The 24947-nt window shown below is 67.7% G+C and carries 25 protein-coding genes; 16 read left to right on the top strand and 9 right to left on the bottom strand.

The features are described from left to right. Positions 1-5: 5 nt before the first annotated feature. From HNP73_RS03030 to HNP73_RS03010, 5 genes are all read left to right on the top strand, one after another. Positions 6-773, top strand: coding sequence for a Phenylacetic acid catabolic protein (locus tag HNP73_RS03030; protein ID WP_184146976.1), 768 nt, complete (start codon positions 6-8; stop codon positions 771-773). A gap of 16 nt (positions 774-789) precedes the next feature. Further along, positions 790-2859: a phenylacetic acid degradation bifunctional protein PaaZ gene (gene paaZ / locus HNP73_RS03025; RefSeq protein WP_184146974.1), complete on the top strand. Its 2070-nt coding sequence runs from the start codon at positions 790-792 to the stop codon at positions 2857-2859. Between the two features lie 68 nt (positions 2860-2927). Beyond that, positions 2928-5306 carry a penicillin acylase family protein gene (locus HNP73_RS03020; RefSeq protein WP_246399485.1) on the top strand — a complete coding sequence of 793 codons (2379 nt, stop codon included), beginning with the start codon at positions 2928-2930 and terminating at the stop codon, positions 5304-5306. Positions 5307-5572: 266 nt separating this feature from the next. Continuing rightward, positions 5573-6052: an acyl-CoA thioesterase gene (locus tag HNP73_RS03015; protein WP_184146972.1), complete on the top strand. Its 480-nt coding sequence runs from the start codon at positions 5573-5575 to the stop codon at positions 6050-6052. Then, a complete protein-coding gene (locus tag HNP73_RS03010) occupies positions 6049-6660 on the top strand; it encodes an acyltransferase (protein WP_184146970.1) in 612 nt (203 codons plus the stop codon). The genes HNP73_RS03015 and HNP73_RS03010 overlap by 4 nt, the downstream gene beginning before the upstream one ends. A 16-nt stretch (positions 6661-6676) precedes the next feature. Here the strand turns inward: HNP73_RS03010 and HNP73_RS03005 are convergent, their stop codons facing one another. The 5 genes from HNP73_RS03005 to paaG form a co-directional block, all read right to left on the bottom strand. Beyond that, positions 6677-7357: a hypothetical protein gene (locus tag HNP73_RS03005; RefSeq protein WP_184146968.1), complete on the bottom strand. Its 681-nt coding sequence runs from the start codon at positions 7355-7357 to the stop codon at positions 6677-6679. A 4-nt stretch (positions 7358-7361) separates the two neighbouring features. Beyond that, positions 7362-7961 carry a TetR/AcrR family transcriptional regulator gene (locus HNP73_RS03000; protein ID WP_184146966.1) on the bottom strand — a complete coding sequence of 200 codons (600 nt, stop codon included), beginning with the start codon at positions 7959-7961 and terminating at the stop codon, positions 7362-7364. A 95-nt stretch (positions 7962-8056) separates the two neighbouring features. Further along, a complete protein-coding gene (gene paaK, locus HNP73_RS02995; RefSeq protein WP_184146964.1) occupies positions 8057-9367 on the bottom strand; it encodes a phenylacetate--CoA ligase PaaK in 1311 nt (436 codons plus the stop codon). Positions 9368-9401: 34 nt separating this feature from the next. Beyond that, positions 9402-9860 (bottom strand): hydroxyphenylacetyl-CoA thioesterase PaaI, encoded by a 459-nt coding sequence (gene paaI / locus HNP73_RS02990; RefSeq protein ID WP_184146962.1) that lies wholly within the window; start codon positions 9858-9860, stop codon positions 9402-9404. Beyond that, a complete protein-coding gene (gene paaG / locus HNP73_RS02985; RefSeq protein WP_184148011.1) occupies positions 9857-10645 on the bottom strand; it encodes a 2-(1,2-epoxy-1,2-dihydrophenyl)acetyl-CoA isomerase PaaG in 789 nt (262 codons plus the stop codon). Before paaG ends, paaI begins: the two co-directional genes overlap by 4 nt. Positions 10646-10763: 118 nt before the next feature. On the opposite strand from paaG, the gene paaN reads away from it, so the two are divergent. The 8 genes from paaN (at position 10764) to HNP73_RS02945 (ending at position 19973) form a co-directional block, all read left to right on the top strand. Next, a complete protein-coding gene (gene paaN, locus HNP73_RS02980; RefSeq protein ID WP_184146960.1) occupies positions 10764-12416 on the top strand; it encodes a phenylacetic acid degradation protein PaaN in 1653 nt (550 codons plus the stop codon). A gap of 39 nt (positions 12417-12455) precedes the next feature. Continuing rightward, positions 12456-13592 carry an ABC transporter substrate-binding protein gene (locus tag HNP73_RS02975; protein WP_184146958.1) on the top strand — a complete coding sequence of 379 codons (1137 nt, stop codon included), beginning with the start codon at positions 12456-12458 and terminating at the stop codon, positions 13590-13592. Between the two features lie 81 nt (positions 13593-13673). After that, complete coding sequence (locus HNP73_RS02970) at positions 13674-14546, top strand: branched-chain amino acid ABC transporter permease (protein ID WP_184146957.1); 873 nt, start codon at positions 13674-13676, stop codon at positions 14544-14546. 2 nt (positions 14547-14548) lie between these two features. Next, the gene (locus tag HNP73_RS02965) at positions 14549-15499 is read left to right on the top strand and encodes a branched-chain amino acid ABC transporter permease (RefSeq protein ID WP_184146955.1); all 951 of its coding nucleotides are present in this window, start codon (positions 14549-14551) and stop codon (positions 15497-15499) included. After that, positions 15496-16269 (top strand): ABC transporter ATP-binding protein, encoded by a 774-nt coding sequence (locus HNP73_RS02960; RefSeq protein ID WP_184146952.1) that lies wholly within the window; start codon positions 15496-15498, stop codon positions 16267-16269. The genes HNP73_RS02965 and HNP73_RS02960 overlap by 4 nt, the downstream gene beginning before the upstream one ends. Beyond that, the gene (locus HNP73_RS02955) at positions 16262-16963 is read left to right on the top strand and encodes an ABC transporter ATP-binding protein (RefSeq protein ID WP_184146951.1); all 702 of its coding nucleotides are present in this window, start codon (positions 16262-16264) and stop codon (positions 16961-16963) included. The genes HNP73_RS02960 and HNP73_RS02955 overlap by 8 nt, the downstream gene beginning before the upstream one ends. Before the next feature lie 3 nt (positions 16964-16966). Beyond that, a complete protein-coding gene (locus tag HNP73_RS02950) occupies positions 16967-18910 on the top strand; it encodes a 3-hydroxyacyl-CoA dehydrogenase NAD-binding domain-containing protein (RefSeq protein ID WP_184146949.1) in 1944 nt (647 codons plus the stop codon). A 193-nt stretch (positions 18911-19103) separates the two neighbouring features. Beyond that, on the top strand, positions 19104-19973 hold the full coding sequence (locus tag HNP73_RS02945) for a bifunctional helix-turn-helix transcriptional regulator/GNAT family N-acetyltransferase (RefSeq protein WP_246399484.1): 870 nt from the start codon (positions 19104-19106) through the stop codon (positions 19971-19973). An 86-nt stretch (positions 19974-20059) separates the two neighbouring features. Here HNP73_RS02945 and rplI read toward each other — a convergent pair whose 3' ends face one another. From rplI to HNP73_RS02925, 4 genes are all read right to left on the bottom strand, one after another. After that, a complete protein-coding gene (rplI, locus tag HNP73_RS02940; protein WP_184146945.1) occupies positions 20060-20662 on the bottom strand; it encodes a 50S ribosomal protein L9 in 603 nt (200 codons plus the stop codon). Positions 20663-20672: 10 nt separating this feature from the next. After that, entirely contained in the window at positions 20673-20900 is a 228-nt protein-coding gene (rpsR, locus tag HNP73_RS02935) for a 30S ribosomal protein S18 (RefSeq protein ID WP_184146943.1), read from the bottom strand. A gap of 13 nt (positions 20901-20913) precedes the next feature. Beyond that, on the bottom strand, positions 20914-21300 hold the full coding sequence (rpsF, locus tag HNP73_RS02930) for a 30S ribosomal protein S6 (protein ID WP_184148010.1): 387 nt from the start codon (positions 21298-21300) through the stop codon (positions 20914-20916). Positions 21301-21498: 198 nt separating this feature from the next. After that, the gene (locus HNP73_RS02925) at positions 21499-22521 is read right to left on the bottom strand and encodes a ribose-phosphate pyrophosphokinase (RefSeq protein ID WP_184146941.1); all 1023 of its coding nucleotides are present in this window, start codon (positions 22519-22521) and stop codon (positions 21499-21501) included. Between the two features lie 114 nt (positions 22522-22635). On the opposite strand from HNP73_RS02925, the gene HNP73_RS02920 reads away from it, so the two are divergent. From HNP73_RS02920 to exbD, 3 genes are all read left to right on the top strand, one after another. After that, positions 22636-23250, top strand: coding sequence for a 2-hydroxychromene-2-carboxylate isomerase (locus HNP73_RS02920; RefSeq protein WP_184146939.1), 615 nt, complete (start codon positions 22636-22638; stop codon positions 23248-23250). Between the two features lie 485 nt (positions 23251-23735). Then, a complete protein-coding gene (gene exbB, locus HNP73_RS23090) occupies positions 23736-24479 on the top strand; it encodes a tonB-system energizer ExbB (RefSeq protein ID WP_246399482.1) in 744 nt (247 codons plus the stop codon). A gap of 4 nt (positions 24480-24483) precedes the next feature. Then, a complete protein-coding gene (gene exbD, locus HNP73_RS02910) occupies positions 24484-24945 on the top strand; it encodes a TonB system transport protein ExbD (RefSeq protein ID WP_184146937.1) in 462 nt (153 codons plus the stop codon). The last annotated feature ends 2 nt before the right edge of the window (positions 24946-24947 follow it).

The following is a 24947-nucleotide window of genomic DNA, read 5'->3' as shown; positions in this document are numbered from 1 at the left end:
GGGAAATGTCCGACGCGACCGAAACTGCGATGCCGATCGAGGACTACCTGGCCCAGGGCGGCCAGCTCACCTCTCCCGGCAACGTTCCCGCCCGCTACCGCGGTGAACTCCTGCGCCTGATGGCAAGTTTCGTCGACAGCGAGCTGGCGGCCTCCGCCGGTTTCGCCGACACGATCAACAACGCCCCCGGCATCACCGCGCGCATCGCTGCCTGCAAGATCACGCTGGAAAAGGCCGATCACGCCGGCCGGGTGCTCGACCTCATGGGCGACTTCGGTGCCGACGAGGGCCGTTACGCCACGCAGGCCGCGTGGGCCGACCGCCTGCCGCGCGACGCCAGCCTCGGCCAGGCCCGGCACGGCAGCGACATGCGCCTCGCCGTCTTCCACTATCCCATCGAGGGCTGGGTGGACGCGGTGGTGATGAACGTCCTCCAGGGCCTCGCCGCCGGCGTGACGCTCGACGAGATGAGCCGCGTCTCCTACGCCCCGCTCGCCGACGTCTTCCGCTCGATCGTTCCCCGCGAGAAGCGCCACACCGAGCTCGGCATCACCGGCCTCACCGACATCGCCGCCACCGACGAGGGGCGCGCCGCCGCGAAGGCGTCGATCGACTACTGGCAGCCCAGAGTTGCCGACAGCTTCGGCACCATGAACTCCGCCCGCTTCGAGACCCAGAAGCGTTTCGGCCTCCGTCGCCGCACGAACGAAGAGCTGCTCGCCGACTGGACCGCAAAGGTTCAGGAGACGCTTGCGCCCCTCGGCCTCGCCTGAAGGAGAGAGACCCCATATGTCTGTCGACGTTACCACCAGGCCCCGCATCCTCGAAAGTTACGCCGGCGGCGCATGGATCAAGGGCTCCGGCAAGGGCCAGACGCTGCTCAACGCGGCGACCGGTGAGCCGGTCGCCCACATCGACAGCACCGGCGTCGATTTCGCCGGCGCGCTCGACTACGGCCGCGACGTGGTCGGCCCGAAGCTCCGCAAGCTCACCTTCCACGACCGCGCCCTGATGCTGAAGGCTCTCGGCCAGAAGCTCATGGAGCTGAAGGACGAGTTCTACGCCGAGAGCTTCGCCACCGGCGCGACGCGCACCGACAGCTGGATCGACATCGAGGGCGGGGCAGGGACACTGCTCTCCTACGCCTCCAAGGCCCGGCGCGAGCTGCCGAACACCCGCGTGCTGACCGACGGCGACGTCGAGCGGCTCTCGCGCGACAACTCCTTCTCGGCCCAGCACATCCTGATGCCGCTTCAGGGCGTCGCGATCCACATCAACGCCTTCAACTTCCCGGTCTGGGGGATGCTCGAAAAGGTCGCGCCGACCTTCATCGCGGGCCTGCCCTCGATCGTGAAGCCGGCGAGCCAGACCGCCTACCTGACCGAACTCGTGGTGCGCCGCATCGTCGAGTCCGGCATCCTGCCCGAAGGCTCGATTCAGCTCATCTCCGGCTCGACCGGCGATCTGCTGAACCACGTCGATGGTCAGGACGTGGTGACCTTCACCGGCTCCGCATGGACCGGCCGCAAGCTCCGCACGACCCCGGCGATCGTCGAGAACTCCGTCCGCTTCACCATGGAAGCCGACAGCCTCAACGCCTCGATCCTCGGGCCCGACGCCGGCCCCGGCACGCCGGAATTCGACCTCTTCGTCAAGGAGGTCGCCCGCGAGATGACGGTGAAGGCGGGCCAGAAGTGCACCGCCATCCGCCGCGTCATCGCGCCGCGCGCCCACACCGAGGCGCTGATCGCCGCGCTCGGCGACCGGCTCGGCAAGACCGTGCTCGGCGATCCGGCGAACGAGGCGACCCGCATGGGCGCGCTCGCGAGCCTCGACCAGCGCCAGGAAGTCCGCGACCGCATCCGCGAGCTTCAGGCCGAGGCCGAGATCGTCGCGGGCAACCCCGACGAGGTCACCGTCGCCTCCGGCGACGCCGAGAAGGGCGCTTTCCTGAACCCGGTCGTCCTCTTCGCCGACAACCCGCTCGGCAAGAACGCCATCCACGACGTCGAAGCGTTCGGCCCGGTCTCGACCGTCATGCCCTACGACGACATCGACGAGGCGATCGCGCTGGCGAAACGTGGCAAGGGCTCGCTCGTCGCTTCCGTCTTCACCGACGACAAGAAGGTCGCCGAGGAAGTCGTCCTGGGCATTGCGCCGCTCCACGGCCGCGTCCTCATCGGCAACCGCCAGAGCGCCAAGACCTCGACCGGCCACGGCTCGCCGCTCCCGGTGCTCGTCCACGGCGGCCCGGGCCGCGCCGGCGGCGGCGAGGAGATGGGCGGCATCCGCGGCGTGAAGCACTACATGCAGCGCACCGCGGTGCAGGGCGCGCCGCGGCTCCTTTCGGCTGTCACCGGCCGCTGGATCGAGGGCGCCGACGCGCAGACCGACGGCACCCACCCGTTCCGCAAGTCGCTCGCCGAACTCCGCATCGGTGACCAGCTCGTCACCGCCACCCGTGAGGTGACGCTCGCCGACATCGAGCACTTCGCCGAGTTCACCGGCGACACCTTCTACGCCCACATGGACGAGGAAGCTGCCAAGGCGAACCCGTTCTTCGACGGCCGCGTCGCCCACGGCTACCTGATCGTCTCCTTCGCGGCCGGGCTCTTCGTCGATCCGGCGCCGGGTCCGGTCCTCGCCAACTACGGCGTCGACAACCTGCGGTTCCTGACGCCGGTCTACCCGGGCGACGTCCTCGGCGTCCGCCTGACCTGCAAGGAGATCAATCCCCGCGCCAGCGCCGAGCATGGCGAAGTCCGCTGGGATTGCCAGGTGACCAAGGCCGACGGCGCCCTCGTCGCCCAGTACGACGTCCTCACCATGGTCGCCAAGACCTGGCCGCCGGCGGCGTAGTACACGTGGGGAGCCGGTGAGGCTCCCCACCAACAAGAAAAGACCCCATCTCTCCCCAGGAGGAATCGATGCCCGTCACCGCTCGCGCCATGCGCAGGCTGCTGATCCCGCTTGTCCTCGGACTCGTGCCCATCGCGGCGAATGCCGCCTCTGACGTCAAAATCCTGCGTGATGACTGGGGTATTCCCCATGTCTACGCCGATGACGTCTACGGGCTCTACGCCGGCTTCGGCTATACCGTCGCTGAGGACCGGCTCTTCCAGATGGAGATGGCCCGCCACTCCGTCCTCGGCACGGTCTCCTCGATCCTCGGGGCCGATCACGTCGCCTACGACACCAAGACCCGCGCCTTCTTCGATCAGGCGAAGATCCGCGAGCAGGTCGAGGCGCTGCCGCCCGAGCAGCGCGACATCCTGCGTGGCTATGCCGCCGGCTACAACAAGCGCCTCGCCGAGGTGATGGCGGACAAGGCCAACCTGCTGCCGAAGCAGTTCACCGATTTCGGTTTCGAGCCGACCGAGTGGACCGATTTCGACGTGGCGATGATCTACACCGGCACCATGGCCGGCCGGTTCTCGGGCAACTCGACCGAGCTCAACAACGCCAAGGTGCTCAACAGCCTCGTGGCAAAGCACGGCGAGGAAAAGGGCCGCGAGATCTTCAACCAGATCTTCTGGATCGAGGATCCGCTCGCACCGACGACGGTTCCCGAAGGCGGGCAGTACCAGCAGAAGGCCGAGGCCCCGGCGCAGCCCGCTCCGATCGACGCCACCCGTTTCGCCGGCCTCGCGGACCTCGGGATCGACGGCGGCGATGACGACCGGCCGCGCGCCAGCAACCTCTGGATCCTCGGGCCGAAGAAGACCATCGACGGCAGCACGATCCTCGTCAACGGCCCGCAGTTCGGCAACTTCAACCCGTCCTACGTGTTCAGCATCGGCCTGCACGGCGCGGGCTTCGACCTGACCGGCAACACTCCCTTCGCCGTGCCGAACGTACTCTTCGGCACCAACGGCACCATCGCGTGGGGCTCGACGGCCGGCCCGCTCGACGTCAACGATTACGTCCAGCTCGAACTCAACCCGGAGAACGAGCACCAGTATCGCCATGACGGCGGCTGGGTCGACATGGCGCTCCGCAAGGAGACGCTGAAGGTCAAGGGTGCCGAGGACATCGCCCTCGATGTCTGGGAAACCGAGTACGGCGTGGTCACCGTCTTTGACGCCGAGCACGATCGGGCCTTCGCCTTCCACCGCGCGTGGGAGGGCTACGAGATCCAGACGCTGATGGCGTGGATCCGCTCAACGCAGGCTCAGAGCTACGACGAGTGGCTTGGCGCCGCGAAGGACGTGGCGACGACGATCAACTGGTACTACGCCGACCGCGACGGCAACATCGGCTACGTCTCGCCGGGATACCTGCCAGTGCGGCCGGAAGGGCAGGATCTGCGCATCCCGGTGACTGGCGATGGCAGCATGGACTGGCAGGGCACCCGCCCGTTTGCCGAGGTGCCGAAGACCTACAACCCGGATCAGGGATGGATCGCCAACTGGAACAACCGTTCCGGCAAGGGCGTGATCTCGACCGTGGAGGGCAGCCCGTGGTCCTCCGCCGACCGCGTGGTGGAGATCATGTCGCGCATCGAGGCGAAGGACCGCTTCTCGCCCGAGGAGACGTGGAACATCCTGCCCGAGACGAGCTTCGTCGACGTGAACGCGCGCTATTTCGTGCCGCGGATCCTCGAAGCCGCCGCCTCGCTGCCGGCGGACGATCCGCGCCAGCCGATGCTCGCGGCGCTGCGCGACTGGGACACCCGCCAGATCCGCAACGCGGACGGCAAGGCGACTTCGCCGGCCGTGGCGATCCTGCGCCACTGGATGGACACCATGGTCGCGGACGTCATCCTCGACGACGCGCCGGACATCCCGGCGAAGGTCATGCAGGTCCGCATCGCCCTGCCGTCGGCGCTCTTGAACAACGCGCTCCTCGGCGAGGACTCCGGCGTGCCGCAGACCTACGACTTCTTCAACGGCGCTGACCCCGACACGGTGGTGCTCGCCGCCCTCGACAAGACGCGCACGGCCCTCGCCGCGGAATACGGCAGCGAGGACGTGGCCACGTGGCTCGCGCCGCTCGACCAGCACGTCTTCCTGACCGACAACTACCTCGGCATCCCGCAGGCGGGAGCGGACGAGACGCTCGCGGTCAGCACGTCGATGAACCGCGGCACGCAGAACGACATGGTCCGCTTCCTCGACGGCAAGGTCAGCTTCTGCGCCGTCACCCCGCCGGGCCAGAGCGGCTTCATCGCGCCGGACGGCACGAAGTCGCCGCACTACGAGGACCAGCTCCAGCTCTACGCCGACTTCGGCTGCCGCCCGCAGGCGTTCTACCAGCAGGATGTCGAAAAGGCTGCGGTCTCGGAGATGACGTTCACCATCGAGTAATCCGGATCGGGGTGAACGTCCCGGGCGCGCGTTCCGCGCGCGCCTGCCCACCCGGCGCGACCCGCATTCACGGATCGCGCCGGGCTTGGTCGACGCCCGTCCTGGTGGGGCGCCCGCGCCGGAACGGGCGGACGCGGACCGCCTTGGGGGGCTTCATCCTCAGCGCTGGGTGAGTTACCATCCGGTGAATGCCGGCAAGTAAATAAAGTAATATCAACAACATAGCCAGGGTGTGCAACTTGCGCACCCCTGCCTTGGGGGACGCGATGGACCGACGGCGCCTTGAGATGACCGAGCTGATGACGCCCGATCTCGCCAACTTCTCCGGCAAGGTACACGGCGGCGCGCTGCTGAACCTGCTCGACCGGGTCGCCTTCTCGCTGGCGTCCCGCTATTCGGGCCGCTACGCCGTGACCCTCTCGGTCGATCAGGTGACCTTCAAGGAGCCAATCAACGTGGGCGAGCTCGTGACCTTCCGGGCGAGCGTGAACTATGCCGGCCGCACTTCCATGGAGATCGGCATCCGGGTCGAGGCCGAGAACATCCGCACCGGCACGGTCCGCCACACCAACTCCTGCTACTTCACCATGGTCGCCGTCGACGAGGCCGGACGCTCGGCCGAGGTCCCGGCGCTCGACATCGAAAACTCGACCGACGCCCGCCGCAACCGTGCCGCCGAGCTCCGCCGCCGCCTGCGGCGTGAGGTGGCGCTGGAGATGGAACGCGCCGCCGAGGGCGCCGCATGAGCTTCTGGTCCTGGGACGGGGTCGTCCCCGTCGTCGACCCGACCGCCTTCGTCCACCCCGACGCCACGGTGATCGGCGACGTCATCATCGGGCCGGGGGTCTACATCGGCCCGCAGTGCGTGCTCCGCGGCGACTTCGGCCGGATCGAGATCGGGGCAGGGGCCAACGTGCAGGAAACCTGCGTCGTCCACACCTTCCCGAACCTCGGCGTGGTGGTGGAGCCCGCCGGCCACATCGGCCACGGCGCCGTCCTGCACGGCTGCCGGATCGGCCGCAACGCCATGGTCGGCATGAACGCCGTCGTCATGGACGAGGCCGAGATCGGCGAGAACTCCATCGTCGGCGCCATGGCCTTCGTCCCCGCCGGGCGCAAGATCCCGCCCCGCAGCCTCGCGGTCGGCTCGCCGGCCAAGGTCGTCCGCGAGCTTTCGGATCAGGAAATCGACTGGAAGACCCGCGGCACTGGCGTCTATCAGCGCCTCGCGGTGGACGCCCGCACCAAGCTCGCCCCCGCCGAGCCGCTCCTCGCGCCCGAGCCAGGCCGGCGGCGGGTGCAGGCGCCCGAGTATGACCCGCTCGTCACCGAACGCCTGAAGCTCGGAGACTGAGCACGTGGCCCGATCCTCAGGCCCGCGGATCAGGCTCCGTCTGGTCCGCTCCGCGCTCGCGCGCCGAGAGACCGACGCCGAGCCCCGCACCACCGCCGCCGCCTCCGCCACCACCGCCCTTGCCGCCACCTGCGGCGTCGCCACGGCCCTTGCCGCCAGCGGACGAGCCCGGCCGCGTCGGCCCCTGCGCCGGGATGCGGAGATCGGCCGGTATCGGATCGAGATCGAGCGCCTTGCGGATGAAGTCGCGGAGCGCCACGACGAGAGCCGCGGTCTCGACCGGCCGCCCGGCAACCAGATCACGGGCCGCCGCCTCCGCGAGACGAACATGCTCCTCGGTGCCAAGCAGGATGATATCGGAAAGTGCTGCCTCGACCGCGTCGCGCACCTGACGGCTGCGCTCGAACCAGGACGGAGCCGTGGCTGGCTCCGCCCCCGCCGCTTCGGCCGCCTGCCGGAGGTCGCGCATGTGGGTCGGGCTGACCGCGAGATTGCCGGTGAACGAGCCGCCAAGCGCCTTGTAGGCAGCGATCAGCACCCGCAGCCGCTCGTTGATCTGCCTGTTCGCCCGCTCGCGGCGCTGCTGGATCGTCTGCATGACCGCGAGACGGATACCGACGCCGATCAGCGTAATGAGTGCAAGAGCGAGGACCGTCGAAAGCAGCCCTTGCCAGGAACTGAAGTCGAGGGCGCGCATCTGGCTAGCGCACGGCCTTCACACCTTCGAGGATCATCGTCGTCGCGACCTGGGCATACTCGTCCCGACTGATCTCGCCGTCCTCGCGAAACCACATGTAGACCCAGTTCATCACGCCGAAGAGCGTCATCGTGATGGGCATGAGCAGCGGCCGTTCCGGTCGGTCCAGCGACGGATGGATCTGCTGCAGCACGCGCGCGAAATGGTGGGTGATCTGGCGTTCCACGTCGCGGATCTGCTCGACCTGCGTCTCGGAGAGCGCTGTCTTGCCGATCAGCTGGACGCGGTGCGCGTTGTCCGCGCCGCGATACTTCTTGAGGACCGTCGCGACCAGCAGCCGAAGCTGCTCCTCCGGCGAAAGCGACTCGTCGAGCGCCGCGGCGACCGAGCTCTCCAGCTCGACAAGGTGAGTGTGGATGATCGCGAAGATCAGTTCGTCCTTACTCGGGTAGTAGTGGTAGAGAAGCGCCTTTGACACCTGGCAATGGCTGGCGATCTGCGCCATCGACGCCTTCTCCATGCCCTGTTCGGCAAAAACTGCGGCGGCACTGGTCAGGATGCCGTTCTGTTTCTCCTCAAAGTCGCTGGCTCGGGTCCGTGCCATCGGATTTGCTGCACTCCATTATTGGCGCCGCCAACGCCGAAGGGAGGGCCCGGGCGGGTCCTCCCTTGTATCATTGGCGGCTCTCTTCTCTCAGTTCATTCTTTTGGCCGATTGTCCACCACCCGCTTTGCCTTGCCGTCCGAACGCTGGATGCTGTTCGGATCCGCGACGTCAATCTTTGTCGAGACGCCAACCACACTCTTGATGTGGTGGGCGAGTTCCTTCGCTGCCGCGGCACGCGCCTCGGCGGAGGGATCATTGGGGTTCGCCTCGACGTGAACCACCATGTCGTCCATGCGTCCCTTGCGGACGAGTTCGATCTGGAAATGCGGGGCGAGGCCGGCGCACTTCAGGATCTGCTCCTCGATCTGGGTCGGGAAGACGTTGACGCCGCGCAGGATGATCATGTCGTCGGAACGGCCCGTCACCTTTTCCATCCGGCGCATGCTCCGCGCCGTGCCGGGGAGGAGCCGCGTGAGATCGCGCGTGCGGTAGCGGATCATCGGCAGGCCCTCCTTGGTGAGGGTCGTGAAGACAAGTTCGCCCAGTTCGCCGTCTGGCAGTACCTCGCCGGTCTCGGGATGGATCACTTCCGGATAGAAGTGGTCTTCCCAGATGTGAAGACCGTCTTTGGTCTCGACGCACTCGTTGGCCACGCCCGGGCCCATGATCTCGGAGAGGCCATAGATGTCGACCGCATCCATGTCGAACGCCTGCTCGATTTCCTGGCGCATGGCGTTGGTCCAGGGCTCCGCACCGAACACCCCGACCTTCAGCGAGCTCTCACGAGGATCGATGCCCTGGCGCCGGAACTCATCCTGAATCGACAGCATGTAGGACGGCGTAACCATGATGATCCGCGGCTGGAAGTCACGGATCAACGTTACCTGACGCTCGGTCATGCCGCCGGAGATCGGAACCACGGTGCAGCCGAGGCGCTCCGCACCGTAGTGGGCGCCGAGGCCGCCGGTGAAGAGTCCGTAGCCATAGGCCACGTGGCAGATGTCACCGGCGCGGCCGCCGGCGGCATAGAGCGAGCGGGCGATGAGGTCTGCCCAGGTCGAGATGTCGTTTGCCGTATAGCCGACCACGGTCGGCTTGCCGGTTGTGCCCGACGAGCCGTGGATCCGGCTGAGCTTCTCGCGCGGCACGGCGAACATGCCGAAGGGGTAGGTATCGCGCAGGTCCTGCTTCACGGTGAAGGGGAACTTGGCGAGGTCCGCGAGCGTCCGGAGGTCGTCGGGGTGGACGCCGTGCTCGTCGAATCGTTTGCGGTAGAAGGCGGAATTCTCGTAGGCGTGGCGTACGGACCACTTCATCCGCTCAAGCTGAAGGCTGGCGATCTCGTCGCGCGACGCGTTCTCGATGGCGTGGAGGCCCTCGCGCGAGGTAGTGGCAGTATTCATCTTGCTTCCTCCCAGATTCGTTGCTGGTGCCGGATCATTCCGGCAAATGAGTTCCCTTCACGGTGCGCGAGTGACCGCGAAACTCCGCGATCTTCTCCCCACGGTCGTTCGTCACGAAGACATCGTAAATGCCATCGCGCTTGCCGCGATGAAGTTCCCGCGCCGTGGCAGTCAGCCGGTCGCCCTGGCGTCCCGGCGCCATGTAGGTGATCGATGCCTGATGGCCGACGGTGCGCTGGTTGTAGCCGTTGCAGGCGAAGGCAAAGGCGCTGTCGGCGAGCGTGAAGATGTAGCCGCCGTGGGCGAGGCCGTGGCCGTTCAGCATGAAGGGCTGCAGATCCATCGAGAGAGTTGCTTCTCCCGGAGCGACGCGGTCGATGCGCATGCCGAGGTGCTGCGTCGCCGTGTCATCCGCCCACATCGTCTCGGCACAGGCTTCGGCGAGTGCCTGCGGCGAGAGATCGGCGGCTCGCAGGCCGGTCGATGCACTCATTGGCCCCGGAACTCCGGCTTGCGCTTCTCGAGGAAGGCGAGCACGCCCTCCGCATAGTCATCGCTGCGCCCGGCTTCGCCCTGAAGATCGCGCTCGAGATCGAGCTGGGCGTCGAGGCTGTTGTCTGCCGCGGCCTGGATGGCCCGCTTGGTGAGCCCCAGTCCCTTGGTCGGACCGGCGGCGAGGCGGAGCGCAATGCCGCGGGCCTCGTCGAGCAGGGCCTCGTCGTCGACGGCCTTCCAGATCATGCCCCACTCAGCGGCCTTCTCGGCCGGCAGGGGCTCGGCAAGAAGCGCGAGGGCCTTTGCCCGCGGCTCGCCGAGGATGCGGGCGAGCGACCAGCTGCCGCCCGCGTCGGGGATGAGGCCGATCTTCGAAAACGCCTGGATGAACTTCGCCGAGCGGGCGGCGACCACGATGTCACAGGCGAGGGCGATGTTGGCACCGGCGCCGGCGGCGACGCCGTTGACCGCGCAGATCACCGGCTTTTCCAGCGCGCGGATCAGGCGGAGAGTCGGGTTGTAGAGCCGTTCGATGATTGCGCCGAGATCGGGGCGCTCCTTGCGCGGATCGCGGTCACCGAGATCGGCACCGGCGCAGAAACCGCGGCCCGAACCGGTCAGCAGAATCGCGCGGATCTCCGGATCATCGGCGGCCTGCTGGAAGCCCGCACGGAGAGCAAAGTGCAATTCTTCATTCAGAGAGTTGAGTTTATCCGGGCGGTTGAGAGTCAAAGTGAGAACGCCCGAGTCCAGGGACTTGAGCAAAGTGGACGAGTCAGTCATTGCGTTCCTCCCGCGGGGCCGGTGCACGTATGGTACCGTTCAGCCTGCGATGAAAAAAAATGTTGCATAAACCGACCGGCCGGTCAATGATAAAAACCAAGCCAAGGGGGATGATGCGATGCAGGACTTGTTCGATCGCCATAAAGAGCTGCTGGACCGTGCCGTAGCTGCTTTGCGCGACCGGGGCTTCTGGACGCCATTTCCCGAGATTCCAAGCGGCAAGATCTATGGCGAGACCGCTCGGGCCGATGGACTCGCGGCCTATGACGCGCGGATCGGCCAGCCATTCGTACTGACTGACCATCCCGAATCAAGCCGGGTCGGCGGCGAAGTATCGCCTTTTGGGCCGACGCTCGGAATTACCTATCCGGCGGCAACGCCCGACGCGCTCGTTGCCGCCGCAGAGGCGGCAGGGGAGGCCTGGGGGGGCCTGAGCCCGGAGGCGCGGGTCGGGCTGCTCATCGAAGCCCTGACCCGGCTGAATGCCATGAGCTTCGAGATGGGCAACGCGGTGATGCACACCACCGGGCAGGCGTTCCCGATGGCGTTTCAGGCGGGAGGCCCGCATGCGCAGGACCGGGGTCTCGAAGCGGTGGCGGTGGCGTGGACCGAGATGACCCGCGCGCCGGCCCGCGCGATCTGGGAGAAGCCGCAGGGCAAGGCCGCGCCGATCGTCCTCGAGAAGCACTGGCGCGTGGTGCCGCGCGGCGTCGCGCTGGTCATCGGCTGCCAGACATTCCCCACGTGGAACACCTACCCGGGGCTTTTCGCGAGCCTTGCGGCCGGCAACCCGGTGATCGTGAAACCGCACCCGGGCGCGACGCTGCCGCTGGCGCTGACCGTCGCGGTGCTGCGCGATCTTCTCGCCGAGGCCGGGCTGCCGCGTGATGTCGTGCTGCTCGCGGCCGACTCCGCCGAGGCGCCGTTGACGGCCGAACTGGTCCGTCATCCTTCGGTTGCGCTCATTGACTACACCGGCTCGAACGCATTCGGCTCCTGGGTGAGGGACAACGCCGGCACGGCGCAGGTCTACACCGAGGAAGCGGGGGTGAACTCCATCGTCATCGCGGGGACGGACGATTTCGACGGGATGTGCGCGAACGTCGCCTTCTCCCTCGCGCTCTATTCCGGGCAGATGTGCACCGCCCCCCAGGACATCTTCGTGCCGCGAGGCGGCATCGGGACTGAATCGGGACCAAAGACCTTCGACGAGGTGGTGGACGGCATTGCCGGCGCCATCGACTCGCTGCTCGCGGATCCGGCGCGTGCCGCGGGCATCTGTGGCGCGATCGCCAATCCGGCGACGCTGGAGCGGATCGAGGCCGCGCGGGGACTGGGCCGCGTCGTTCGCGACAGCGCCCCGGTTGGTGAGGGCCGGACCGCGTCGCCACTGATCGTGGCGGTCGATTCGGCCGACGAGAGCGCTTACGGCGAGGAGCGCTTCGGCCCGATCGCCTTCGCCGTGGCGGTGGACGACGCCGACCACGGGATCGCACTTGCCGCCGATCTGGCGCGGCGCAAGGGCGCGATCACTGCGGCGCTTTACGATACCGACGAGGCGCGTATCCTGCGGGCCGCTGATGCCTTCGCACGAACGGGGGCGAATCTTTCGGTCAACCTCACTGGCAACATCTTCGTGAACCAGAGCGCTGCCTTCAGTGACTTCCACGTGACCGGAATCAACCCGGCGGGAAATGCCAGCCTGACCGACACTGCCTTCGTTTCCGGACGCTTCGCCCGCGCCATGTGGCGCCGTCCGGTTGCTGCCTGAACCATAAACAAAGCAAAATCCACCTGGAGGAAACCTCGCATGAAGTCCCTGACCGCCCTTGCGACGCTCGCTGCGCTCGGCCTCGCCTCCGCCGCGTCGGCGGACATCAAGATCGGCGCCACGATGTCGGAAACCGGCCCGGCCGCCTTCCTCGGAGACCCAGAGGCAAAGACGCTGAAGATGCTGGTCGAGAAGCTGAACGCCGCTGGCGGCATCAACGGCGAGCAGATCGAGCTGGTGCTCTACGATGACGGCGGCGACCCGAACAAGGCGCGCACCTTCGCGACCCGGCTCGTCGAGGACGACGAGGTGAAGGCGATCATCGGCGGCACCACCACCGGCACCACGATGTCGATCATTCCGGTCGCCGAGGACTCCGAGGTTCCGTTCATCTCGCTCGCGGGCGCCGTCGAGATCATCGAGCCGGTCAAGGAGTGGACCTTCAAGACGCCGCACACCGACCGGATGGCCTGCGAGAAGATCTTCGAGGACATGAAGGCCCGCGGGATCAGCAAGATCGGCATGATCTCCGGCACCGACGGCTTCGGCGCCTCGATGCGCAAGCAGTGCCTCGGCGTCGTGGGCAACTACGGCATCGAGATCCTCGCGGACGAGAGCTACGGCCCGACCGACGCGGACATGACGCCGCAGCTCACCAACATCAAGAACACGGCCGGGATCCAGGCGGTGCTGAACCCGGGCTTCGGCCAGGGTCCGTCGATCGTCACCCGCAACTTCCAGCAGCTCGCCGTGGGCCTGCCGCTCTACCAGAGCCACGGCGTCGCCTCGAAGAGCTTCATCGACCTTGCCGGCGCGGAGGCTGCCGAGGGCGTGCACCTGCCCGGCGCGGCGCTGCTCGTGGCCGACCTCCTGCCGGCCGACGATCCGCAGAAGCCGGTCGTGGAAGCCTACACTGCCGAGTACACCGCCAAGTACAACGAGGCGGTCTCGACCTTCGGCGGGCACGCCTACGACGCTTTCCAGATCCTGATGCAGGCGATCGAGCGGGCCGGATCGGATGATCCCTCGGCGATCCGTGACGAGATCGAAAAGACCACCGGCTACGTGGGCACTGGCGGCGTCGTCAACATGACCCCCGAGGACCATCTCGGTCTCGACCTGACGGCTTTCCGGATGCTCGAGATCAAGGACGGCACCTGGACGCTCGTCGAGTGACGTCTGTCGGCCCGGATCCCCAAGGTCCGGGCCGATCCGCATCATCCTTTCTGCGTCCTCTCGCTTGGAGCTCAACGCCCCATGGCTGAACTCATGCAATTCGTATTGTCGGGGCTGACAGTCGGCGCGGTCTACGCGCTCGTCGCCCTCGGCTTCACCATCATTTACAATGCATCCGATGTGGTGAACTTCGCTCAGGGCGAGTTCGTCATGCTCGGCGGGATGATCACCGTATTCGCCAACATGGCGGGCCTGCCGATCCCGCTCGCCGCGCTCACCGCCATCGTGGTGACCGCCGTGGCAGGCGTCGCGCTCAACAAGCTCGCGATCGAGCCCGCCCGCGGCGCCCCGGTGGTGTCGCTCATCATCATCACGATCGGCGCCTCGATCTTCATGCGCGGCCTCGCGCAGGTGGTCTTCGACAAGCAGCTCCACCGGTTTCCGGCGTTCACCGGCGATACGCCGATCATGATCATGGGGGCGACGATCCTGCCGCAGGCACTCTGGGTGCTCTTCGGCGCGCTCGTGGTCTTTGCCGGCCTCTGGGCGTTCTTCACCCGGACGCTGACCGGCAAGGCGGTGCTCGCCACCTCGAACAATCGTCTCGCGGCACAGCTGGTCGGCATCAACACCAATTGGGTGATGACGATGTCCTTCGCGCTGTCCGCGGGCATCGGCGCGCTGGCCGGCGTCCTCGTGACGCCGATCACCAACACGAGCTACGACGTGGGCATCGCCCTCGCGCTCAAGGGCTTCGCCGCGGCGATGCTCGGCGGCATGGGCAATCCGATCGGCGCGCTGGTCGGCGGGCTGCTGCTCGGCCTCATCGAGGCGCTGACCGCGGGCTATATCTCGTCGGTCTACAAGGATGCCGCCGCCTTCGTCGTGATCCTGCTCGTGCTCTTCTTCATGCCGCGCGGCATCTTCGGCAAATCTTCGACGGATCGGGTGTGACAATGGTTACCAAACGCGTCACGCTCCTCATTCTGGCGATCCTGGTGATCGCCTCTCCGTTCTTCTTTCCGTCGAGCTTCTACTATCGCATCGGCTCGCTGATCTTCGTCAACGGCCTCGCCGTGACGGGGCTCGTCATCCTGATCGGCTACGCCGGCCAGATCAGCCTCGGCCACGCCGGTTTCGCCGGTATCGGCGGCTATTCCTGCGCGCTCCTGCCGGCACACCTCGGCCTGCATCCCGGTATCGCCGCCATTGTCGGCGCGATCCTCTCGGGCGCGATCGCCTGGCTCGTCGGCCGGCCGATCCTGCGGCTGAAGGGGCACTATCTCGCCATCGCGACGCTGGGCTTCGGCATCCTCGTCTCGATGGTTCTCGCCAACGAGGCCTGGCTCACCAAGGGACCCGACGGCATCGAGGTGCCTGATCTCGGCCTGAAGGACGTGCTCGAACTGGTCGGGCTCGACCTCTCGAACTCGCAGTTCTGGTACTGGTTCTCGGGGATTGCCTTCGTGATCGGGGCCTGGGTCGCGCTCAACCTCTACGACAGCCCCTCGGGCCGCGCGCTTCGCGCTCTCCATGGCTCGGAAATCGCCGCGCGCACCGTCGGCATCGACGTCGCCCGGCTGAAGCTCCAGGCGTTCGTGATCTCGGCGGTCTATGCCTCGCTCGCGGGGTCGCTGCTCGCGCTGCAGAACAAGTTCATCACGCCGGACGTGGCGGGCTTCATGCACTCGATCGAGTGGGTGACCATGGCGGTGCTCGGCGGTGCGGGCTCGGTGCTCGGCGCGTTCTTCGGCGCGGCGATCCTGACGACGCTGCCGCAGGTGCTGACCGTCTTCCAGGAGTACGAGCAGATCCTGCTCGGCCTCGTGATGATGCTCTGCATGATCTTCATGCGTGACGGGCTGCTGCCAAGCGTCCTGCGCCTGATCCGGGGGAAGGACAAATGACGACGCTTCTAGAAGTCTCCGGCCTCGGGATCACCTTCGGCGGCCTCAAGGCCGTTCAGGACGTGGGCTTCCGGGTGAATCCCGGCGAGATCGTCTCGGTGATCGGGCCGAACGGCGCGGGCAAGACGACGCTCTTCAACATGATCTCGGGGGTCTACAAGCCCTCGACCGGATCGGTGAAGCTCGACGGCGAGAACGTGACGTCGATGGATCCCTACCTCCTCGCCCGTCGCGGACTGTCGCGCACCTTCCAGAACCTGCAGATCTTCCAGACCATGACGGTGCTCGAGAACGCGATCTCGGGCTTCCATCTGCAGGAGATGGGACCGCTTCTCGCCGACCTCTTCCATCTGCCGTCGATGAAGTCCCGTGCCGGCAAGGCCGAGACCGAGGCGCGGGCGCTGCTCGAGCGCGTGCGGCTCGGCAACGCGGCCGAGAAGGAGGCAAGCTCGCTCTCCTACGGTGCGCTGAAGCGGCTCGAAATCGCCCGGGCGCTGGCGCTGAAGCCGCGCGTCCTGCTCCTCGACGAGCCGGCCGCGGGCTGCAATGCCGTCGAGACCGAGGAGATCGATCACCTGATCGCCGAGGTTGCGGCAAGCGGCGTCGCGATCCTGCTGGTGGAGCACGACATGAAGATGGTCATGCGCATCTCGAACCACATCGTGGTGCTCGATCACGGCGAGAAGATCGCCGAGGGTCGGCCCGAGGAAGTCAGCCGCAATCCCAAGGTCATCGAGGCCTATCTCGGAACGGAGGCCGCCAATGCTTAACGTCGAGGGCCTGCGCTCGCGCTATGGTCGGATCGAGGTGCTGCACGGTATCGACCTCGCGGTGAACTCCGGCGAGATCGTGACCGTGGTGGGCGCCAACGGCGCCGGCAAGACGACGCTCCTGCGCTGTCTCTCCGGTGTCCAGCCGGTGACCGGCGGCTCGATCACCTTCCGCGGCGAGAGCTTCACCGCGGTGCCCGCCTACCGCCGGGTGGGCCACGGTCTCGCCCAGTCGCCGGAAGGCCGCCAGATCTTCACCAATCTGACGGTGGAGGAAAACCTCCGTCTCGGTGCGTTCCTCTACGCCGACGACCGGGTGGAAAAGGACATGCAGACCGCGTTCGCGATGTTCCCGATCCTCAAGGAGAAGCGGAACCTCGCGGCCGGTGGCCTCTCGGGGGGCCAGCAGCAGATGCTCGCCATCACCCGGGCGCTGATGGGACGCCCGTCGTGCCTCCTGCTCGACGAGCCCTCGATGGGTCTCGCGCCGATCATCGTCGCGCAGATCTTCGAGGTGGTGAAGAGCATGCGCGACCTCGACGTGACCGTGCTCCTCGTCGAGCAGAATGCCTACGGCGCGCTCAAGATCGCGGATCGCGGCTACGTTCTCGAGACGGGGCGGGTCACCATGCAGGGCTCGGCGGCGGAACTCATCGCCGATCCGCGCATTCGAGAAGCCTACCTGGGGATCTGAACCATGACGCTCACCGTGGAACGCGACGGCCGGATTGCCGTCGTTACCGTCGACAACCCGCCGGTAAATGCCCTGTCGCAGGCCCTGCGGCAGGCCCTCTGGGACGCAGTGGCGGAACTCGACGCCGACGCGGATGTGGACGCCGTGGTGCTCATCTGCGCCGGCCGGACCTTCATCGCCGGTGCCGACGTCTCCGAGTTCGGCAAGCCGCCGCAGCCGCCGCATCTGCCGGACGTGGTGGCGCGGATCGAAGCGGCAGCGAAGCCGTGGACGGCGGCGATCCACGGCTCGGCGCTCGGTGGCGGCTTCGAAGTGGCGCTCGGCTGCCGCTTCCGCGTGGCGGTGGCCTCGGCCTCCGTCGGCCTGCCGGAGGTCACGCTCGGGATCGTTCCGGGGGCCGGCGGCACGGTCCGCCTGCCGCGACTGGTGCCCGTTGCGGCAGCGATCGATCTCGTGACCTCGGGCAAGCCCGTGAAGGCGCCGAAGGCGCTGGAACTCGGGCTGATCGACGCGGTGATCGATGGCGACCTTCGGGCCGGCGCCGTCGCTTTCGCAGCGGAGGCGCGGGCGCTTCCCGCGCCGATCAGCGAGCGTTCGCCGTCTCCGGTGGACGCGGACTTCTGGGAGCCGGCCGAGGCGCGGGTTCGCAAGGCGGCGCGCGGCGCGGCGGCGCCGCTCCGGGCGCTTGCGAGCATCCGCAACGCGACGGAAGCCGACTTCGACGCCGCGATGGCGTTCGAGCGCGAGACGTTCCTCGAGCTGCGCGCCTCGCCGGAAGCGGCGGCGCTGCGTCAGGTGTTCTTCTCCGAGCGCGCCGCGCCGCGGCCGGCCGCGCTCAAGGGCGTCGAGCCAAAGCCGCTCCGCTCCGTGGCGGTCATCGGTGGTGGCACCATGGGCGCGGGGATCGTGGCGGCGCTGCGTGACGCGAAGATCCCGGTGGTCCTCGTCGAGCGCGACGCCGAAGCCCTCGCCCGTGGCCTCGCCAATGTCACCGGCATCTTCGAGGGAGCGGTGAAGCGCGGGCGGATGAGCGAGGCCGATGCGGCGGCGCGGATCGCCGGCGTGACCGGCGAAACCGATTACGCCGCCCTCGCCGACATCGATCTGGTGATCGAGGCGGTGTTCGAGGAAATTTCGGTCAAACGCGCCGTCTTCGAGGCGCTGGGCACCGCCTGCCGACCGGACGCGATCCTGGCGACGAATACTTCCTATCTCGACCCGCGCGACATCGCAGAGGGCGTGCCGGGGCCGGAGCGCTTCATCGGGCTGCACTTCTTCAGCCCGGCCAACGTCATGAAGCTGCTGGAGATCGTGCCGACCCCCGAGACATCGCCGGAAACCCTCGCCACCGGCTTCGCGCTGGCGGCGAAGCTCGGCAAGATCCCGGTGCAGGCCGGGATCTGCGACGGCTTCATCGGCAACCGCATCCTGAAGCGGTATCGCGCGGCGGCGGAGGATCTGGTGCGTCGGGGCGCATCGATTGCCGACATCGACCTCGCGATGCGCCGCTTTGGCTTCGCCATGGGGCCGTTCGAGGCGCAGGATCTGGGTGGCCTCGACATCGCCTTCCTTCAGCGTGAGGGCGCGAGAGGCCGTGGCGAGACGGTGCCGGAGACGCTGGGCGACGTGCTGGTCCGGGCGGGGCGCAAGGGGCAGAAGACCTCTGGCGGCTGGTACGACTACACTGCCGGCGACCGGGCACCCAAGCCGTCCGAGACTGTGTCGGCGCTGCTCGCGCCGTCGATCAGCACAGGCGAACTGCCGAAGGACATCGCGTCGCATCTCGTGGGCGAGATGGCCGCCGAGGGCGAGTTGATCCTCGCCGAAGGCATCGCCGGGCGCCCGGAGGACATCGACCTCGTGGAAATCCACGGCTACGGCTTCCCCCGTCGCAAGGGCGGCCCGATGCACTTCGCCGCGGCGACTCGGTCGACCGAGCCGGCCTGATCCGGGATGCTGAAAGCCCCTCGGGACCAGACACGTCCCGCGGGGCCACTCCACCCATTGATTCCGGGTACTTCGGGCCTCGTTCGTTGTGCGCTGCAACTGATATGACCTGAACATGCCCGATCCCGTCCCCCTCGCCACGATCGACGCCATCCGTGCCGCCTCGCGTCAGCTTGTCCGGCAGCTTGGCTTCATGGGCGGCAAGTTCGCCGGCACCGACCTTTCACTATCGGCCGCCCACGCGCTGATCGAGATCGAGGCGGGCAAGGTCACGGCGCGCGATCTGACCGACCGCCTGTGCCTGGACAAATCCAGCGTCAGCCGCATGCTGCGCAAGCTGGTGGAGACCGGCGACGTGGCGGAGACGGGCGGCAGCGACGGGCGCTTCAAATTCCTCTCCCTCACCGACGCGGGCCGGGAACGGACCGCCGCCATTCATGCCTTTGCCCGCAACCGGGTCGCGCAGGCCTTGGCAGAGCTCGGGCCGGGTCAGGACCACGCGATCCTCGAGGGTCTGAACCTCTACGCCGCAGCCCTGATGGCCGCGGAGCGCGCTCCCGGGGATGTGTGTGCGATCGACATCGTGTCCGGCTATCAGACCGGCCTGATCGCCCGCGTCACGCAGATGCACGCGCACTCCTACGCACGGACGGCGGGCTGTGCCCTTCAGTTCGAGGCGTGGGTTGCCGGCGGCCTGTCGGAGTTCTGCGGCCGTCTGGGGGCGCCGTCGAACGCGATCTGGGTGGCGATGCGCGGGCGCGAAATCGTCGGGTCGATCGCCATCGACGGAGAAGACCTCGGCGGGGGCGTGGCCCATTTGCGGTGGTTCATTTTCGACGACGGCGCCAGAGGCGGCGGCTGCCGGAAGTTGCTCGGGGCTGCGCTCGCCTTCGTCGATGCATGCGACTTCGTTGAAACGCATCTCTGGACGTTCGGCGGCCTCGACGCGGCGCGTCACCTCTATGACGAACACGGCTTCACCCTCGCCGAGGAGCGCGCCGGCTCGCAGTGGGGTGCCGACGTCCGGGAGCAGCGGTTCGTGCGCCGACGGCCCGGAGCCTGAATCGTCAACCCACCTGACGAAAAGCGAAGCGCCCCGCCGGCAGACCGGCGGAGCGCTTCGGTTTCACGCCGCGATGGCTCGCGGGCTCAGTTGTTCTCCGGGGTCCGCACCAGGCCCGCGTCGTCATCGTTGGCCGCGCCGCCGATGTCGTCGAAGAGTTCCTGGATGTCGAACTCGGCCGCGGCGTCCGCCTCGGCCTGGAGCTCCTGAATGGTCTTGCCGGAGGCCTGGATCTCGGCCTCTTCCTGGCTGCGGGCGACGTTGATCGAGATCGTCGCGCTCACTTCCGGGTGGAGGACGATGGTCACCGGGTGCAGGCCAAGCTCCTTGATCGGATGATCGAGGACCACCTGGCGCTTGTCGAGCGAGAAGCCGCCCTCCGTGGACGCGTCGGCGATGTCACGGGTGGTGACCGAACCGAAGAGCGCGCCGCCGTCGGAGGCGGAGCGGATCACAACGAAGGCTTCGCCGTCAATGCGGGCGGCGACCTTCTCGGCCTCGGCCTTGGCCTCGAGGTTGCGGGCCTCGAGCTGGGCGCGCTCGTTCTCGAAGCGCTTGAGGTTCGCCTCGGTGGCGCGCAGAGCCTTGCCCTGCGGCAGCAGGAAGTTGCGGGCGTAGCCGTCCTTTACCGCGACGACCTCCCCCATCTGGCCGAGCTTGGCGACCCGTTCGAGCAGAACGACTTGCATCGTGGCCTCCTTACTTCACTGCGTAGGGCAGGAGCGCGACGAAGCGGGCGCGCTTGATCGCGCGCGCGAGCTCGCGCTGCTTCTTCGACGAGACGGCGGTGATCCGCGAGGGGACGATCTTGCCCCGCTCGGAGATGTAGCGCTGCAGGAGCTTCACGTCCTTGTAGTCGATCGCGGGCGCGTTGGCGCCGGAGAACGGGCAGGACTTGCGGCGGCGGAAAAACGGACGCTGTGCCATGGTGCTCTACCCCTCAGTTCTCATCCTCGCGACGCGGCCGACGCGGGCCACGGTCACGATCACGATCGTCGCGCTGGCTGCGGGCCTGGACGACCGCCGAGGGACCTTCCTCGTGCTTGTCGACCTTCACGGTCAGGACGCGCATCACGTCCTCGTGGAGCCGCATCAGGCGTTCCATCTCCTGCACCGCCGGGGCGGGTGCGTCGGAGCGCAGGAAGGCATAGTGCCCCTTGCGGTTCTTGTTGATCTTGTAGGCCATGGTCTTCAGGCCCCAGTATTCCTGGCCGACGACCGAGCCGCCGTTGTCCTTGAGGACCTGGCCGAAGTGCTCGATGAGCCCCTCGGCCTGCGCGTTGGAGAGATCCTGACGCGCGATGAAGACGTGCTCGTAGAGCGACATCCGTTCACCTGTCATTTACGGCGCGCTTCAAAACCGGGCCGACGAACCCCTCCTGGCCCGGTACGAGAGGCTGCGCGAGAAACCTGTCTGGAGGGATGCGGTCTTTTAGGGAGTCTGCCGGGAAATGCAAGGGCCGGGTTTGCCGCGCGGCATCTCTCGCGGCGTGCCGGGTACGCCGCTCGTTCGCTCCGCCGGCCCTCAGGCCGCCCGCGTCGGGTAGAATGCCTCGTAGATCGGCTCGAGGGTATCGGCGCTGAAGAGCGAGGAGACGCTGGTGCCGTTGGCAATGTTGAGGATCGCCTGGCCGAAGAGCGGCGCCATCGTCACCACGCGGATGTTCGGCGTGGCGCGTGCCGCCTCGGAGAGCTCGATCGAATCGGTGATGACGAGGCTCTTCATGGTGGAGTTCTTGATCCGCTCGATGGCCGGGCCGGAGAGGACGCCGTGGGTGATATAGGCGTGCACCTCGCGGGCGCCATGTTGGACCAGAAGCTCCGCCGCCTTCACCAGCGTGCCGGCCGTGTCGCAGATGTCGTCGACCATGACGCAGACCCGGTCCTGCACGTCGCCGATCACCGTCATCGAGGCGATCTCGCCCGGCGCGGCGCGGCGCTTGTCGACGATGGCGAGATCGGCGCCGATCCGCTCGGCGAGTTCGCGGGCGCGCGCCACGCCACCCACGTCCGGCGAGACCACGGTGATCGCTTCGAGGTCGGTGAAGTTCGCGCGGATATCGAGGGCAAAGACCGGAGCGGCATAGAGGTTGTCGACGGGCATGTCGAAGAAGCCCTGGATCTGCGCCGCGTGCAGGTCGAGCGTCAGGACGCGGGCGATCCCGGCCGTGGTGAGCAGGTTCGCGACAAGCTTCGCCGAGATCGGCGTGCGGGCCTTGGAGCGGCGATCCTGCCGGGCGTAGCCGAAATACGGCATCACCGCGGTGATGCGGTTCGCCGAGGAGCGACGCAGGGCGTCGCACATGATCATCAGCTCCATGAGGTTGTCGTTCGCCGGGTTCGACGTCGACTGGATGATGAACATGTCCTCGCCGCGGACGTTCTCGAACACCTCGACGAAGATCTCGCCGTCGTTGAAGCGCTCGACCCGGGTCTTGACCAGTTCGACCGTCTCGCCGCGGTGCATGGAGATGCGGCGGGCGATGGCGCTCGCGAGGGGCCGATTCGAATTGCCCGCGATCAACTTGGGTTTGAACAGGGGGTTCATCGGACCTCGCGACGTGGACGGCTCGGGACGACCGCTCCCCTAGCACCGGGGTACGGCCTTGCAAAGCCCCGGATTCTGCGGAAGCTCGGGTCAAGGGTGCACCGGGAGCGGACCATGGCCGATATCGAGTACTTCCTCTATCCGCTGTCGCCGTACGCCTATCTGGCGGGGGACGGGCTCGAGACGCTGGCGGCACGTCACGGCGCGCGCGTGATCTACCGCCCGGTCCAGCTCATGCGGATTTTCGCCGAGGTGGGCACGCCACCGCTGAAGGATCGCCACCCGTCGCGCCGGCAGTACCGCTTGCGCGACATCGCCCGGGTCGCCGAGGCGGCGGGCCTGCCGCTGAAGTCCGAGCCGATATATCTTGCGGCGAACCCGGTGCCGGCGTCGGCGGCGATCATCTCGGCGCAGAAGGCCGCAGACGGTGGCGCGGGCGGTGACGTGGGCGCGCTGGTGCGCGGCTTTCTCGGCGCGGTCTGGGCGGAGGGGCGCGACATCGCCGACGACGAGGTGGTGCGCGATGTCCTCGGCGCGGCGGGCTTCGACCCGGGCCTCGCCGACCGGGGGATGCTCTCGGCGGTCGAGACACTGGAGCGCACCACCGAAGAGGCGATCCGCCGCGGCGTCTTCGGCGTGCCGAGCTACATGGTCGGCGACGAGCTTTTCTGGGGCCAGGATCGCCTGCCGCATCTCGACCGCCATCTTGCGGGCCTCAGCGACGGTTGAGGGTGCCGAGACCGTCGGGTCTTGGCTTCCGTTGGAAACCCGACTATTTCTCCCGGGAATTGGCGACTCCCTGTCGGAGCCGCCCCAGTGAGCCACGCGCTTTCCCGCGCCCGCCAGCCACGTTAGAGATTTACCTGAAGGGGGGATTGCCGGTGACCGAGGCATGCGGTGGTCGACTGATTGCACTGACATTCGCCGTGGCGCTTCTGGGCGCGTCGGCAGGGCAGGGGCTGGCGCAGAGCCCTGAGGCCGCGCCGCAGGCACCACTGCCACCGGCAACGGAAGCAGGTCCGGTCCAGCCAGCGCCCCAGCCAGCGCCCCAGTCATCGCCGGTGCTCGCACCGCCGGGGTCACCCGTACCGTCAGAGCCCGCGACACCCCCGCTCGCCGCCCCGCAGGCACCGGCAGCGACAACGGCTGATACCCCTGCGCGTGCAGCACCCGAAGGGCCGGCAGCCTCCGGTGCGGTCCCGGCCGAAAGCCCGATGGCCGCGGACCCTGTCGCGGAGGAAGCGGCGGGCACGCTCCCCGTCGATCTGTCGCCGTGGAACATGTTCATGCACGCCGACATCGTGGTGAAGGGCGTGATGGTCGGCCTTGCCATCGCGTCGCTCGTCACCTGGACGGTGCTGCTCGCCAAGAGCCTCGAAATCCTCGGCGCGGGCGCCCGCCTGCGCCGCGATCTCGCGACGATCCTCGGGGCGCGGCAGCTTGCCACCGCCGCCACCCAGCTTGGCGAGCGCGGCGGGCCGGCGGCGGCGATGGTGCGCGCTGCCTCCGCGGAGGTCGCGGCGAGTGCCGCCACCCTCGACGAAGGGCCGCAGGGTCTGTTGCCGCGGGTCTCGTCGCATCTCTCGCGCATCGAGGCGGGAGCCGGGCGGCGGTTGATGGTTGGCACCGGTATCCTCGCGACGATCGGCTCCACCGCGCCGTTCGTCGGGCTCTTCGGCACGGTCTGGGGTATCATGAACAGCTTCATCGGCATCTCGGAGTCAAAGACCACGAACCTCGCGGTCGTCGCCCCCGGCATCGCCGAGGCGCTGCTCGCCACCGCCATCGGTCTCGTCGCGGCGATCCCGGCAGTGGTGATCTACAACGTCTTCGCCCGCTGGATCGCGGCCTATCGTGCGAAGCTCGCCGACGCGGCGGCGGGCGTCGAGCGGCTGGTGAGCCGCGATTTCGACCACCGGCGCCTCGCGGTCATCCCGCTCGCCCGGGCAGCGGAGTAGCGTCATGGCGGGCTCTCTCTCACCACGCTCCGCCGGGAGCGATGACATCGAGGAAGTCCACGAGATCAACGTGACGCCGTTCATCGACGTCATGCTGGTGCTCCTCATCATCTTCATGATCGCGGCCCCGCTCGCGACGGTCGATGTGCCGGTCGATCTGCCCGGGTCCTCCGCAACGCCGCAGCCCCGCCCGACCGAACCGGTCTACCTGACGGTCAGGAGCGACCTCGGGCTGGTGCTCGGCGAGCTTCCCGTGGCGCGCGAGGCACTGGCGGCGGACCTCGACAAGGCCGCGAAGGGCGACCACGAGGCGCGGATCTTCCTGCGCGCCGACCAGAAGGTCGAGTATGGCGAGCTCATGAAGGTCATGAACCTGCTGCGTGAAGCCGGATACCTCAAGGTCGCCCTCGTCGGCCTCGAACAGGTACCGGATGCGTCGGCACCGGCGGCGGGAGCCCGCCCGTGACC

The organism is Amaricoccus macauensis (assembly GCF_014201905.1).
GTDB lineage: Bacteria > Pseudomonadota > Alphaproteobacteria > Rhodobacterales > Rhodobacteraceae > Amaricoccus > Amaricoccus macauensis.
Note: the sequence above shows the minus strand (reverse complement) of the source record. Positions and strands in the feature narration are given on the sequence as shown.